At 32.5% G+C, this 13,827-nt stretch carries 13 protein-coding genes and 1 riboswitch; of the genes, 12 read left to right on the forward strand and 1 reads right to left on the reverse strand.

Annotated features, from left to right (window positions below; genetic code table 11):
* Positions 1 to 239 precede the first annotated feature (239 nt).
* Positions 240 to 1,322, forward strand: a complete 1,083-nt coding sequence (locus tag A7L45_RS04315; protein WP_071611617.1) for a 2,3-butanediol dehydrogenase — start codon at positions 240 to 242, stop codon at positions 1,320 to 1,322.
* A 225-nt stretch (positions 1,323 to 1,547) separates the two neighbouring features.
* Positions 1,548 to 2,642, forward strand: a complete 1,095-nt coding sequence (locus tag A7L45_RS04320; RefSeq protein ID WP_071611618.1) for a plasmid pRiA4b ORF-3 family protein — start codon at positions 1,548 to 1,550, stop codon at positions 2,640 to 2,642.
* A gap of 93 nt (positions 2,643 to 2,735) precedes the next feature.
* On the opposite strand, the gene A7L45_RS04325 is transcribed toward A7L45_RS04320, so the two are convergent.
* On the reverse strand, positions 2,736 to 3,611 hold the full coding sequence (locus A7L45_RS04325) for a YitT family protein (protein WP_071611619.1): 876 nt from the start codon (positions 3,609 to 3,611) through the stop codon (positions 2,736 to 2,738).
* 292 nt (positions 3,612 to 3,903) lie between these two features.
* Here A7L45_RS04325 and A7L45_RS04330 point away from each other — a divergent pair, with 292 nt between their 5' ends.
* The 10 genes from A7L45_RS04330 (at position 3,904) to kamC (ending at position 13,827) form a co-directional block, all read left to right on the forward strand.
* Entirely contained in the window at positions 3,904 to 4,203 is a 300-nt protein-coding gene (locus A7L45_RS04330) for a hypothetical protein (RefSeq protein ID WP_071611620.1), read from the forward strand.
* A 246-nt stretch (positions 4,204 to 4,449) separates the two neighbouring features.
* Positions 4,450 to 5,868 carry a short-chain fatty acid transporter gene (locus A7L45_RS04335; protein WP_224616762.1) on the forward strand — a complete coding sequence of 473 codons (1,419 nt, stop codon included), beginning with the start codon at positions 4,450 to 4,452 and terminating at the stop codon, positions 5,866 to 5,868.
* Between the two features lie 182 nt (positions 5,869 to 6,050).
* Positions 6,051 to 6,230, forward strand: a riboswitch (Lysine riboswitch).
* 142 nt (positions 6,231 to 6,372) lie between these two features.
* Positions 6,373 to 6,753, forward strand: coding sequence for a 3-aminobutyryl-CoA ammonia lyase (kal, locus tag A7L45_RS04340; RefSeq protein ID WP_071611621.1), 381 nt, complete (start codon positions 6,373 to 6,375; stop codon positions 6,751 to 6,753).
* Between the two features lie 21 nt (positions 6,754 to 6,774).
* Positions 6,775 to 7,596 carry a 3-keto-5-aminohexanoate cleavage enzyme gene (gene kce / locus A7L45_RS04345; protein ID WP_071611622.1) on the forward strand — a complete coding sequence of 274 codons (822 nt, stop codon included), beginning with the start codon at positions 6,775 to 6,777 and terminating at the stop codon, positions 7,594 to 7,596.
* Between the two features lie 58 nt (positions 7,597 to 7,654).
* Positions 7,655 to 8,308, forward strand: a complete 654-nt coding sequence (gene atoD, locus A7L45_RS04350; RefSeq protein WP_071611623.1) for an acetate CoA-transferase subunit alpha — start codon at positions 7,655 to 7,657, stop codon at positions 8,306 to 8,308.
* Between the two features lies 1 nt (position 8,309).
* Positions 8,310 to 8,969: a 3-oxoacid CoA-transferase subunit B gene (locus A7L45_RS04355; RefSeq protein WP_071611624.1), complete on the forward strand. Its 660-nt coding sequence runs from the start codon at positions 8,310 to 8,312 to the stop codon at positions 8,967 to 8,969.
* A 15-nt stretch (positions 8,970 to 8,984) separates the two neighbouring features.
* Complete coding sequence (gene kdd, locus A7L45_RS04360; protein WP_071611625.1) at positions 8,985 to 10,022, forward strand: L-erythro-3,5-diaminohexanoate dehydrogenase; 1,038 nt, start codon at positions 8,985 to 8,987, stop codon at positions 10,020 to 10,022.
* Between the two features lie 35 nt (positions 10,023 to 10,057).
* On the forward strand, positions 10,058 to 11,311 hold the full coding sequence (gene kamA / locus A7L45_RS04365; protein WP_071611626.1) for a lysine 2,3-aminomutase: 1,254 nt from the start codon (positions 10,058 to 10,060) through the stop codon (positions 11,309 to 11,311).
* Position 11,312: 1 nt separating this feature from the next.
* The gene (kamB, locus tag A7L45_RS04370; protein ID WP_224616760.1) at positions 11,313 to 12,356 is read left to right on the forward strand and encodes a lysine 5,6-aminomutase reactivase subunit KamB; all 1,044 of its coding nucleotides are present in this window, start codon (positions 11,313 to 11,315) and stop codon (positions 12,354 to 12,356) included.
* 1 nt (position 12,357) lies between these two features.
* A complete protein-coding gene (gene kamC, locus A7L45_RS04375) occupies positions 12,358 to 13,827 on the forward strand; it encodes a lysine 5,6-aminomutase reactivase ATPase KamC (RefSeq protein WP_071611627.1) in 1,470 nt (489 codons plus the stop codon).

Raw genomic sequence — 13,827 nt, forward strand, 5'->3', positions numbered from 1 at the left:
AAGACACACTAATTAGTGTGTCTTTTTGACATTGATGATATTTTCAATGATTTTTATTAGGCTTTTTATTTTGTGAAATGAGGAAAAATAATTGATTTTTTAAGTGGTAGCTATTATAGAGCATTTTTTTTTATAATATTACGATCAAATTATTATCTTGGAATGATAATTGCTATATAAGTATGTGAGAAAATTAACAATAAAACATATAATTATATCATTTAGGAGGGATTTTTATTATGAAAGCAGCATTATGGTATGGAGTAAGAGATGTTAGAGTTGAAGAAATAGAAGAACCAAAGGTTACTAAAGGAAATATTAAAATTAAAGTAAAGTGGTGTGGAATATGTGGATCAGATTTACACGAGTACCTAGGAGGACCAATTTTTATACCAGTTGGAGAACCCCATCCTATAAGTGGTAATGTTGCACCAGTTGTTTTAGGTCATGAATTTTCAGGTGACGTTGTAGAAATTGGAGAAAATGTAACTAATATTAAAGTTGGAGATAGAGTTACAGTGGAACCTATTGTAGCTTGTGGTAAATGTCCAGCATGTAAAGAAGGAAAATATAATCTTTGCTCATCATTAGGATTTCATGGACTTTGTGGAAGTGGCGGTGGACTTGCTGAATATACTGTATTCCCAGAAGAATATGTTCATAAAATACCTGACAATATGTCCTATGAACAAGCAGCATTGATAGAGCCAATAGCAGTTGCTCTTCATTCTATTAGAATGGCTAATTTTAATACAGGAGATACTGCGATTGTACTTGGTTCAGGCCCAATAGGTCTTGCAACAATAGAATGTCTAAAAGCTGCAGGAGCAAGACTTATAATAGTATTACAAAGAAAATCAATAAGACAAGAATATGCAAAAAGAGCAGGCGCAAATGTTGTTCTTGATCCAAATGAAGTTGATATAGCTAAGGAAGTTAAAAAACTTACAGGAGGAGTAGGTGTAGATGCAGCTTTTGAAACTACTGGAGCAAAAATAGGTTTTGATATAGGTATTGATAGTTTAAAATACGAAGGAACTATGGTTATAACAAGCATTTGGGAGGGTGATGTAAGCTTTAATCCAAATGTTTTGGTATTCACTGAAAAGAAAATAGTAGGAACATTAGCGTATAGGCATGAATTCCCATCAACAATTGCATTAATGAGTGATGGAAGAATTAAAGCTGAAGGATATATAACTAAAAAGATAGCTCTTGATGATATAGTAGAAGAAGGGTTCGCAGCTTTAACTGGACCAGAAAAGAAGAAACATGTAAAGATACTTGTAACACCAGATAAGTCGCTTTTATCTGACTGTTAATTAAACAACAAATGACAATGCATCACTTATGATTTTTAAGAAAAACGTAGATATAAAAAAACAAATAAAACATAGGATTAACGACAATATCGTTAATCCTATGTTTTGTTTTTTGACAAGAAAATGATAGTTTTGTAGGGCAATTATGACAATAAAATGTTATAATAAAATAATTCTATAAATTAATATGAGTGGATTACGAAGTCAGGGTTAAAGGGGGATAAAATGCAAATATGTTGTACAAAGAAACTACAAGATGAGATGGGAATAGTACTTCAAAATGAAACTAAAGAGGAAGATTTATTTTGCTGGAGTGTACATTTGATTACCGTAAATCGAAGAAAGACAATTGTTGTGGTAAACGATAGCAATAGATTTGGATTTGTTCTTTATGGGTTAAAAGCAAAACAATTAAAAAATTTAGATGAGTTACTCATTATGGGAATTAGAAATTGTTTGAGAGATGAAAAAATTAAGGAAGAAATAGTAGAGAAGTATCTAAAAAGTGCGGGAGGATTTATTTATGCAAAGACTAGAGGTTCAAAATATGTGGCGAGACTTAATAAAGGTTGTGAACTTGTAAAAGGACTTGGAGATAGTTTAGAATTAAGTGAACTTTTTCAAACTTCGGCAACTAGAATAATGAATAAGGACATTGTAAAAATGAGCAAGGAATCTGATTATCACTATCCGTATGAACTGCTAAGCAAGGATCTTAAAATATTTGCTGGTGAAGAAATTGTTAGATGTGAGGCAGTAGATTTAATAGTTAAACTTAAATTATATCCTAAAATAGCGTGGAGAAGAATTATAACTCCTATAAATACTACATTTAAGGAACTTCATGAAATACTCCAAGTCGCTTTTGATTGGAAAGACTACCATCTGTATGAATTCAATGTTATTGATGATGAAGGTAAATATGTCCTAAATGTTATTAGTGAATTTGAAGAAGTTTATGAAGAATCTCAAGGATGTAAAATACTTTTAGATTCACAGGTTGATATTTCAGAATATACTAATCAGAAATATCGAATAGTTTATTGTTATGACTACGGCGATAACTGGGAGCATGAAATTACTATACAAGGTGTTAATGCGAAGTATGATAAAAATTACCCAACTTGTGTAATGGGTGCTGGCAATACTCCACCAGAAGATGTTGGGGGTATTACTGGATATAAGGAATTTTTAAAAATAATGAAAAATCCTAATCATGATGAATATGAAAATATTAAAAGGTGGGCGCAAGGTCAGAGGTATAAGGATTATGATTCGGACTCTGTAAATAGACGTTTGAAAAATGTTTTGCGCAGATAAATTAGAAGAAGTGATTTGTGTCCTGGTGGAAGTGGTAATAGGGAGGTAATTTCTTATTACCTCCCTAAGGGATCATTTTTGCTCATATTTATTTTACTCTCCGGATAATCGATCAAATCCTATTCCTTTGCCCCATACTGAGATTACAGGCAAAACATCTACAAAGGCATCTGGATCAGTTTCTGCTATATACCTTTTAATTAACATAGATTCTCTTGGAGAACAGAGTGTTAGAAGTTTTAAGCGTGGTAAATTTTTATAACCACCTTTTACTTCATAACTGGTAACTCCTCTTTTAATAGTGTGGATTATATATTGAGTTATAGCTTGATGATGATCGCTTATTATCTCAAGTTTCACCTTCTTTGAACCAAATCCAAACATTACAGCGTCAATCATATTTACCATTATAATTTGTGAAATAATAGCATAAAGTGCGATATTTGAATTATATACTATAACTGATGATGCAATTAGTGTTCCATCAATACAAAGTAGAATCTCACTTATGCTTACAAAGGTAAAAATCTTATGATGAAGAATTTTCGCAATAGTATCAGTTCCTCCCATTGAAAACCCTCTTTTTAGCACAAGACCAGAGCCAATTCCACAAATAAGTCCAAAATAAACTGAAGCTAGCATCATATCATTTTTTATAAAGCTATAATTAAATCTTTCAAAAATTATTAGTATAATAGGAAATATTATGGAGAGAGTGATTATTTTTATACCTTCTCTTTTCCCCATAGATATCCAAGCAAAAGTTAAAACTGAAATAGATAACATATAATTGATATAGGTATATTTAATATGAATTAATTTTTCTAGTATTATAGATATCCCAGTTATGCCACCAGTTATTAATCCATTTGGTCTTAGTATAGAAGTAATTGAAAATGCAATCAATAAACAACCCATGCTTACAAATAAGAAATCCAATACATTTTTATTAAAGTCAATTTTCTTCACAATATCACCATCCTTGCGATTTATTACATATATAATTATTGTAACAGATATTTGTTAACAACGGTAGGTTGGGATTGGTTGTTAAATAATATTTTGTTGATTATACAACTTATAGGTACTTTAGATTAATTTCAGGTTATGTTAATTTTAAATAAGTGCATGTAAATAAATTATTAAATAGATAATAATACCATATATTAAAATAAATGTATGGATAAATATGTAAAAACATGGTAAAATAAAAGAATGCGGTAAAATGAAATTAACAATTTTATATTTAGGGGGAAATTTAATGATTACATTTAAGAAAATGTGGGATGATGTATTATTACTGTTATCAAATGATGACTACATAGACATGAACATTTTGGAGAAATTTGATTCGGGATTTGTTGTTAAAGAAAGTGAAAATACAATTTTTATTACAAAAGAAGACTTTTCCAGTTTTTGGTGCAAATTGTTGTACTATGAAAAATTATCACTGAAGCAAGTTTTAAGTGATGATAAATTAAAACCAAAATATATTTATACTATGATAAAACAATTACCTTATATCTCAGAAAATTCTTCAGTAATTAAGTTAATACAATAATTAGAACGTTGGAATTATTATAACAAAAGTTGATATTTTTTCTTTAAAGTAGACAGAGTAAATAATAAAAACTTAGAGAAATAGGGTCAGTGGATAAATATATCTGCTTGCCCTATTTTTGTGATTTTAGATTTAGCTATTTAGTTTCAATTATTCATGTTTTTTATTGATTTATGTCTTTTCTAATTTGGGTTTGCATAAGAATTAGTAGATCAAAAAAACTTATAGGAAAGGACGTGTAATAGAGTGAGTAATAAGAAAAAGAGCGAAACAGGACAGGTTAAAGAAGGATTCATGGCTCGCGCCGGATTTGTTCTCGCAGATTGGAGTGAAAAGTGGTTCCCAGATGCCTATATATTTGCGATTATTGCGGTGGTTATTGTAGGATTGGCAGCACTATTTATGGGACGTACTCCTATACAAATTGGTGTTGATTTTGGTTCTCACTTTTGGGATTTAGTACCATTCGCGATGCAAATGGCATTTGTTGTAATTAGTGGTTATGTCGTAGCTACGTCTAAACCAGTCAACAGGCTTATTGTAAAACTATCAGCTATTCCAAAAACTCCAAAGACTGCGGTTGCCTTCGTTGCTTTCTTTGCAATGGTTGCATCTTTGTTAAGTTGGGGATTTAGCTTAATTTTTAGTGGAATATTGATTCGAGAAGTGAGCAAACGGGTAAAAGGTGTTGATTACAGAGCGATAGGTGCAGCAGGATACCTTGGTCTCGGAAGTATTTGGGCTTTAGGACTTTCTTCCGCACCAGCGCTACTTATGACAACGAAGTCATCTATTCCTACTTCATTGTATAAAATTAGCGGTACAATACCACTTACAGAAACTATTTTTACTTGGCAAAACTTAGTAATGATTATAGTACTTATTGTTATGTCGGTTACAATTTGTTATTACTCTACTCCTAACGCAGATAAGGCTAAAACGGCAGAAATGGCTGGTATTAATTACGGAGAAGGGGAAGACACCAAGGAAAGAACCAAAGCTGAGAAGCCTGGTGAGTGGTTAGAGTATAGTCCTATATTAACTTTTGTAATCGTATCCATAGGAATTGTCTATGTTTTTAATGTAATTAACACTAAAGGGCCTATAGCTGCTCTAGATCTTAATACGTATAATTTTATCTTTTTAATGTTAGGTATGTTATTACACTGGACTCCAAGAAGTTTTTTGAATGCAGCAGCTAAGGCTATACCTGCTACTGGTGGTGTACTGATTCAATTCCCTATTTATGCAGGTATTTTTGGTGTGTTAATGGGTTCTGGGCTTACTGAATTATTAATGAAGTTTTTCCTTTCCATTTCTACTCAAAATACATTTCCAGCCATTGTTGGAATTTATTCTGCCATTCTAGGGCTCTTCCTTCCATCAGGCGGTGGAAAATTCGTAGTAGAAGCACCATATCTTCTTGAGGCGGCAAAACATTTACATGTTGGACTTGGATGGGTGGTGCAAGTATATAATGCAGCTGAGGCTTTACCGAATTTCATCAATCCTTTCTGGATGTTACCATTGATGGGTATTATGGGCGTGAAAGCAAGGGATCTTGCAGGATTTTCAATTTTGCAGTTAGTATTCCATTTGCCGGTTGTTATTTTTATGGTATGGATTTTGGCAAAAACGGTGCCTTATATTCCAGCAATCTTTTAATTAGTTTATAGGGTTTATATTGGGTGTAGTAATTAAAGTTATATTATCTTGAACTTTATTATTTAAAACTGTAATATATCTTAGAAAATTGAATAAAGTGGTATCATAAGAAATTTTAGGAGGTTGGAGTGTAAATAATATAATTAAGTTAGATACAAAATTAAAATAAAATTTAATAATTTAACATAAATAGAGGTGCAAATAAAGGGGTAGTTTTTGAATGCTAAGGATAGGAACATCCAATGTCAAAAATGAAGGAGTTGTTTGCCGAAAGGATATTTTGGTTCTTAAAGATATTCTTGGTGATAGAAAATAGTATTTCTATCACTGTCATGAAGTTCTTATGGAGAGCTATTTATGTAATGGAAAGTTAATTTTTCATTGCATTAATAGGTTTTTGTTTCTATTAATTAAGGCACTGAAAATTCAGTGCCTTTTTCTGTGTACACAATAGAATCAACCTAGGATTGCAAATTAGACACTATGATTAAAAAGGAGGATAAAATGAAATCTTTAATTAGATTAAGAATGAGTGCTCATGATGCACATTATGGTGGAAATTTAGTGGATGGAGCAAGAATGCTTCAATTATTCGGGGATGTGGCTACAGAACTTCTAATTCTAAATGATGGTGATGAAGGATTATTCAAAGCCTATGATGCTGTAGAGTTTTTAGAACCAGTTTATGCGGGAGATTATATAGAAGCGGTTGGAGAAATAGTGAGTGTAGGGAATTCTTCAAGAAAAATGATTTTTGAGGCAAGGAAGATTATAGTGCCAAGGCCAGATATAAATGATTCAGCTTGTGATGTATTAGATGAACCAATAGTTGTTTGCAAGGCAAGTGGAACTTGTGTGGTTCTAAAAGATAAACAAAGAAAATAGAGAACAACAAGGAGGTAACAGATGGAAAAATTAATAATTACTGCGGCTATATGCGGAGCGGAAGTTACAAAAGAACACAATCTAAATGTGCCTTATACTATTCTTGAAATAGCAATGGAAGCTGAAAAAGCATATAAAGCAGGAGCTAGCATTATTCATTTGCATGTAAGGAAAGATGATGGAACACCCACTCAAGACTTAATAAGATTCGAGGCATGCATGGAAGCTATAAAAGAAAGGTGCCCAGATGTAATCATTCAACCGTCAACTGGTGGAGCAGTAGGGATGAGTAACACAGAAAGATTACAACCTATAAATCTTAGACCAGAAATGGCAACTTTAGATGCAGGAACTTGTAATTTTGGTGGAGATGACATATTTGTAAATACTGAAAATACAATTAAAGAATTTGGAGAAAGGATGATTGAATCTGGCGTAAAACCGGAAATTGAGGTTTTTGATAAGGGAATGGTAGACATGGCTATAAGGCTTCAAAAGAAAGGTTTTATTAAAACACCAATGCATTTTAATTTTGTTATGGGTGTAAATGGTGGGATTAATGCATCACCAAGAGATCTATTATTTATGCAAGAAAGTATACCAGCGGGGAGTACTTTCACAGTATCAGGAATTGGGAGATATGAGTTTCAAATGGTAGCTATGGCTATTATTATGGGTGGGCATGTAAGAGTTGGATTTGAAGATAATGTATATATTGAAAAGGGTGTCCCAGCTAAATCAAATGCAGAATTAGTAGAAAGAGTAGTTAGAATTGCGAAGGATCTTAGTAGAGAAATTGCAACTCCACATGAAGCAAGAAAAATACTAGGTTTATTGCCTTAAATGAAGATAAGCATAAATGTTGTTATGTCCTAAAAATGAATAGAAGGAGGCAAAATAAGTGAATAAAGTTGTAGAGTTAGAACAAATTAGACCTCTACTTAAAGACGGAATGTCAATAATGATAGGTGGGTTTTTAGCTTGTGGAACACCAGAAAAGATTATAGATTTATTAGTAGAAACAAATGTCAAAAATTTAACTATAATTGCAAATGATACAAGTTATGTAGATAGAGGTATAGGAAAACTTATAGTAAATGGTCAAGTTAAAAGACTTATAGCTTCACATATTGGAACAAATGCAGAAACAGGAAGGCTTATGACAGAGAAAAAAATAGAAGTAGAACTTGTGCCACAAGGAACGCTAATTGAAAGAATAAGAGCAGCTGGAGCTGGACTTGGTGGAGTGCTTACGCCAACTGGAGTTGGTACTATGATAGAGGATGGAAAACAAAAAATTACTATAGAAGGAAAGAAATATCTATTAGAGACTCCAATTAAAGCAGATTTAGCACTTGTTTATGCAAGTGTGGTAGATGAAATTGGTAATGCAATTTATTATGGAACAACAAAAAACTTTAATCCAATTATAGCTACTGCTGCAGAAATTGTAATAATTGAAGCTAAAAAGATTGTTAAAGTTGGGGATCTTGATCCAAACAATATTGTTACTCCATGCGTACTGGTTGATTATATTATTAGGGAGGATAACTAATATGGGTATAGATAGTAAACTTGCAAAACAAATTATTGCAAAAAGAATTGGTAAAGAGTTAAAAAATGGACAACTTGTAAATTTGGGTATAGGTCTTCCAACATTAGTTACAAATTATATCCCAGAAGGTGTACATGTTACTCTTCAATCAGAAAATGGGATGATTGGTATGGGTGCGACTCCAGTTGAGGGAAACAAAGATGTAATTAATGCAGGAGGTCAATTCACTTCAATACTTCCAGGTGGGGCATTCTTTGATAGTGCGATGTCTTTTACTTTAATAAGAGGTGGACACGTTGATATAACTGTCCTTGGAGCATTAGAAGTGGATCAAGAAGGTAACTTAGCTAACTGGATTGTACCGGGTAAAATGGTTCCGGGCATGGGTGGTGCTATGGATCTAGTAGTAGGGGCTAAAAAGGTTATTATTGCAATGCAACATACAGCAAAAGGGATTCCTAAAATATTAAAGAAGTGTACGTTACCTTTAACAGCGAAAGCACAAGTTAACCTTATAGTTACAGAACTTGCAGTAATGGAAGTTACAGATAATGGGCTTGTACTTATTGAAATTAATAAAGATACAACAGTTGAAGAAGTTAAATCACTTACTGAGGCTGAATTGATTATATCAGATGACTTGAAAATAATGGATATATAAAGGGGGGAATTGATTATGAAAAAAGGATGTAAATACGGAACACACAGGGTAATTCAACCAATAGGTGTTATGCCACAGCCAGCAGCAAAAATCTCAAATGATATGAATATATACGATAATGAAATTTTAATAGATGTTCATGCTTTAAATATAGATTCAGCTAGCTTTACCCAAATAGATGAAGAAGCTGGACATGACATCGAAAAAATAAAAGCTAAAATCATTGAGATTGTTGCAGAAAGAGGAAAAATGCAAAATCCAGTAACTGGATCAGGTGGAATGCTTATTGGAACAGTCGAAAAAATAGGTGAAGCATTAGATGGAAAAATAGATCTTAAAGTTGGAGACAAAATATCCACATTAGTTTCATTATCGTTAACTCCTTTAAAAATAGATGAAATTATAGATATTAAACCGGACATAGATAGAGTTGTGATAAAAGGAAAAGCTATTTTGTTTGAAAGTGGATTATATGCAAAACTTCCAAAAGATATGGATGAAAATTTAGCATTAGCAGCATTAGACGTTGCAGGGGCAGCAGCTCAAGTTGCTAAACTTGTTAAACCAGGCCAATCAGTTCTTTTACTTGGTGCTGCAGGTAAATCGGGAATGCTTTGCTCTTATGAAGCGGTTAAGAGGGTAGGACCAACAGGAAATGTTATTGGACTTGTAAGAAACGAGGAAGAAAAAACGAGATTGAAAAGACTTGGCTTAAAAATGAAAATAGTTATTTGTGATGCTAGAGCTGCTATTGATGTAATGAATGCTACTTTGGAGTGCAACAATGGGTGTGAAGTGGATGTTGCAATTAATATGGTAAACGTTACCAATACTGAAATGTCAACAATACTGCCTGTAAAAGATGAGGGAGTAGTTTACTTCTTCTCTATGTCTACAAGCTTTACAAAAGCAGCACTTGGAGCTGAAGGAGTAGGTAAAGATATTACCATGATTGTAGGAAATGGATACACTAAAGGACATGCTGAAATAACGCTTGAAGAATTAAGAGAAAATGAGACATTAAGAGAAATATTCGAGGAATTATATGTTTAATTATAGATAAATTATTATACGATGGAGGGGCTGACATGAGAGTTAATAGAAGAGTCGAACTATTTAAAGATGTAACAGATCAGCAATGGAATGATTGGAAATGGCAAGTTGAAAATAGAATTGAGACTGTGGATGAACTTAAAAAATATATACCACTAACAGAAGATGAGGAGGAGGGAGCAAGGCAATGTTTACAAACATTAAGAATGGCAATAACTCCTTATTATCTTTCTTTAATAGATATAAATGATCCAAATGATCCAATAAGAAAACAGGCTATACCAACAGCACTTGAATTACACAAGGCCCACGCTGATTTACTTGACCCACTACATGAAGATACGGATTCTCCAGTGCCGGGGCTTACTCATAGGTACCCAGATAGAGTATTACTATTAATAACTGATCAGTGTTCAATGTATTGCAGGCACTGTACAAGAAGAAGATTTGCAGGGCATAGCGATAGTGACCTGCCAATGGCAAGAATAGATAAAGCAATTGAATATATCAGAAATACGGTTCAAGTTAGAGACGTATTATTATCAGGTGGAGATTGCCTACTTGTTGATGATGACAAATTAGAATATATAATCGAAAGATTAAGGGATATCCCCCATGTTGAAATAATAAGACTGGGTTCAAGAGTACCTGTAGTTCTTCCACAAAGAATTACGCCAAAATTAGTTAATATGTTAAAGAAATATCACCCAATTTGGTTAAATACTCATTTTAATCATCCAAATGAAATTACGCAGGAAGCAAAACTTGCTTGCGCGAGACTTGCAGATGCAGGGATACCTCTTGGAAATCAATCAGTTCTTTTAAGAGGAGTTAACGACTGTACACATGTGATGATGGATTTAGTTCATGAGCTTGTTAAAATTAGGGTTCGTCCATATTACATTTATCAATGCGACCTTTCAATGGGACTTGAACACTTTAGAACACCAGTATCTAAAGGAATAGAAATTATTGAAGCTTTAAGAGGGCATACTTCAGGATTCTGTGTGCCAACATTTGTTGTTGATGCTCCAGGCGGTGGTGGAAAAACTCCGGTAATGCCAAGCTATGTTATATCTCAAAGTCCTGAAAAAGTAGTACTCAGAAACTTTGAGGGTGTTATAACTACTTATGAACAACCAACTAGCTATACTTCAGGTTGCCATTGTGAAGTATGCGAAGGAGTCAAAAAGGTTCACAAAGTGGGAGTAGCTGGATTATTAAATAATCAACAAATGTCAATGGAACCAGTTGGACTTGAGAGAAACTTAAGAGGACACCACGAGTAAAATGGAAGATATAAAAAATATAAGCAGCATTTTCAATATGATTCGCGGTTATGAAAGTATTTCTATAATAGGGATGGGTAAAAATGTAGGGAAAACAACTACGCTAAATCATATTTTAAGAGAAGCTAGAGGGAGAATATCCCTTGGGCTTACATCTATAGGACGTGACGGTGAAAAAACAGATAGAGTAACTGGCACCGAAAAACCTAAAATTTATATAGAAAAAGGAAGTATAATTGCGACTGCAAAACAGTGTTTACTAAATAGTGATATAACTCGCGAGATTTTAAAAACAACTGGGTTTAATACTCCTATGGGAGAAATAATTATATGCAGAGCAATAAGTGATGGATATGTGGACTTAGGTGGTACTTCTATAAATTCTTATATGACTTTAATATGTAATGAACTTAAAAGCTTTGGAAGTAAGCTTGTAATTGTGGATGGTGCATTTAGTAGAAAAACTTTTGCATCACCATCAATTACTAATGCTACAATTTTATCAACTGGAGCAGCAATGTCAAAAAGTATGGTAAAGGTAATAGACGCAACCTGTCATACAGTGAATTTATTATCATTAGAGAGTGAAAAAGATATGGAAGTATTAAAGAGTGCGAAGGAAATTTTATGCAAAGGTAAAATAGGTATTATTGACATAGATAATTCTATAAGGATGTTAGATGTGATTACATCAATTGGAGCAGCTAAAGAGATTGCGCAGTTATTAGACAAAAATACAACGCATGTTGTTATCAAAGGTGTAGTAACAGACAAACTATTAGAAGAAATTATGACATCCACGAACCACTATAAGGGAGTAACTTTCCTGGTTGAAGACGGAACAAAATTGTTTTTAACTAGGGAGACTCTTTATAAATTTAAAAATAGAGGTGGTATCATAAAAACAATAAATTCCATCCATATAGTATGTGTTACATCCAATCCAAAATCACCTTATGGGTATGAATTTGATAGAAATAAGTTTTTATATGAACTTCGTAATAAATTAAATATACCTGTATTTGATGTAGTTGGGGGAGAATAAAATGAAGTTTTTAGATAAGCAGCAGAGAGATCAAATTGGCTTTTCCTTCGTTATGGATAAGCTGGGGATAATCACTTCTTATGGAGTTTGTGAGAGCAAAAATATTAGGCCATTTAAAACCTGCGAAATAAATAAATTAACAAAGGAATTAAACAACCTAGAAAATATAATTAAATCCATAAAAACTAATACCTATGAGTATAACAAAATAGGTAGAATATTTTGCAACATGAAAGATATTAGAAATTCTATTAAAAGATGTAATGAGGCTGAATCATTAGATGAAGTTGAGTTATATGAAATTAAATATTTTTCAATATTAGTAACAGAATTAAAAAATATACTGGATAAATTATATCTTAATATAGATGAAATTCATTTGAATTCTCTAGGTGAAATTATTTATCTTCTAGATCCACAAAAAAATGGAATATCTACCTTTTATGTTTATGATGAGTATTCTGAAACTTTGAAATATACTCGAAAAAAGAAAAGAGAAAAGGAAAAAGAAATTTTTATGGCGATAACCGAAGAGGAAATAAGTGAATTAAGAAAACAAAGATTAGATTTAGTTATAGAAGAAGAAGAGGAAGAGTTAAAGATTAGAAAAGAGTTAACTCTTCAAATTTCTAAAAAAACAGAAATTATAAAGCAAAATATAAGAGCAATAGGAAGATTAGATTTTTTAATTGCTAAAGCAAATTTAGCATTAGCTTATAATGCTTCTCGACCAAAAATTTCTGAGAAGATGGAAATTGAATTTATTGAAGCCTTTAATCCTGAAATCAAAGAGATATTAGAAAAAGGTAAGAAGGCATTTACCCCAGTTAGTATAAGTCTGTCTAGAGGTACAACTATTATAACAGGAGCAAATATGGGTGGGAAAAGTGTGACTCTAAAGACTATTGTTTTGAATTTACTTCTTGGGCAAATGGGCTTTTTCGTATTTGCTAAAAAATCAAAATTCCCAATCCTTAATTTTATTCATTTTGTATCCGATGATATGCAATCCATTTCCAAAGGCTTAAGTACATTTGGAGCAGAAATAATAAAGCTAAAAGAAGTGGTAGAGTGTGCAGCTAGGGGAAATGGATTTATAGCTTTAGATGAGTTTGCAAGAGGCACTAATCCAAAAGAAGGTTATTATCTTGTGAGAGCTCTTTCAAAATATTTGAATAAACTTGAGTCAATAAGCTTAATCTCAACTCATTATGACGGAGTGGTGAAAGATAATATGGTGCATTATCAAGTAACTGGGCTCAAAAATGTAGATTTAAATGCCCTGAAAAATGAGATAAATCTAAATAAAACTCATTCTGTTGAAATAATACAAGAACATATGGGGTATAAACTAGAAAAAGTCTCAAAAGAAAATAGAGTACCAAAAGATGCACTTAATATAGCAATATTACTAGGCCTTGATGAAGAGATAGTAGATATAGCAAAAAGTTTCTATAAAGAGGAGGAGTAA

This window comes from Clostridium estertheticum subsp. estertheticum, from assembly GCF_001877035.1.
GTDB lineage: Bacteria > Bacillota > Clostridia > Clostridiales > Clostridiaceae > Clostridium_AD > Clostridium_AD estertheticum.

Excerpts from the sequence above, each read along its gene's own strand:
- A7L45_RS04315 (WP_071611617.1), top strand. The coding sequence starts at position 240 with ATGAAAGCAGCATTATGGTATGGAGTAAGAGATGTTAGAGTTGAAGAA.
- A7L45_RS04320 (WP_071611618.1), top strand. The coding sequence starts at position 1,548 with ATGCAAATATGTTGTACAAAGAAACTACAAGATGAGATGGGAATAGTA.
- A7L45_RS04330 (WP_071611620.1), top strand. The coding sequence starts at position 3,904 with ATGATTACATTTAAGAAAATGTGGGATGATGTATTATTACTGTTATCA.
- kal (WP_071611621.1), top strand. The coding sequence starts at position 6,373 with ATGAAATCTTTAATTAGATTAAGAATGAGTGCTCATGATGCACATTAT.
- kce (WP_071611622.1), top strand. The coding sequence starts at position 6,775 with ATGGAAAAATTAATAATTACTGCGGCTATATGCGGAGCGGAAGTTACA.
- A7L45_RS04355 (WP_071611624.1), top strand. The coding sequence starts at position 8,310 with ATGGGTATAGATAGTAAACTTGCAAAACAAATTATTGCAAAAAGAATT.
- kdd (WP_071611625.1), top strand. The coding sequence starts at position 8,985 with ATGAAAAAAGGATGTAAATACGGAACACACAGGGTAATTCAACCAATA.
- kamA (WP_071611626.1), top strand. The coding sequence starts at position 10,058 with ATGAGAGTTAATAGAAGAGTCGAACTATTTAAAGATGTAACAGATCAG.
- kamB (WP_224616760.1), top strand. The coding sequence starts at position 11,313 with ATGGAAGATATAAAAAATATAAGCAGCATTTTCAATATGATTCGCGGT.
- kamC (WP_071611627.1), top strand. The coding sequence starts at position 12,358 with ATGAAGTTTTTAGATAAGCAGCAGAGAGATCAAATTGGCTTTTCCTTC.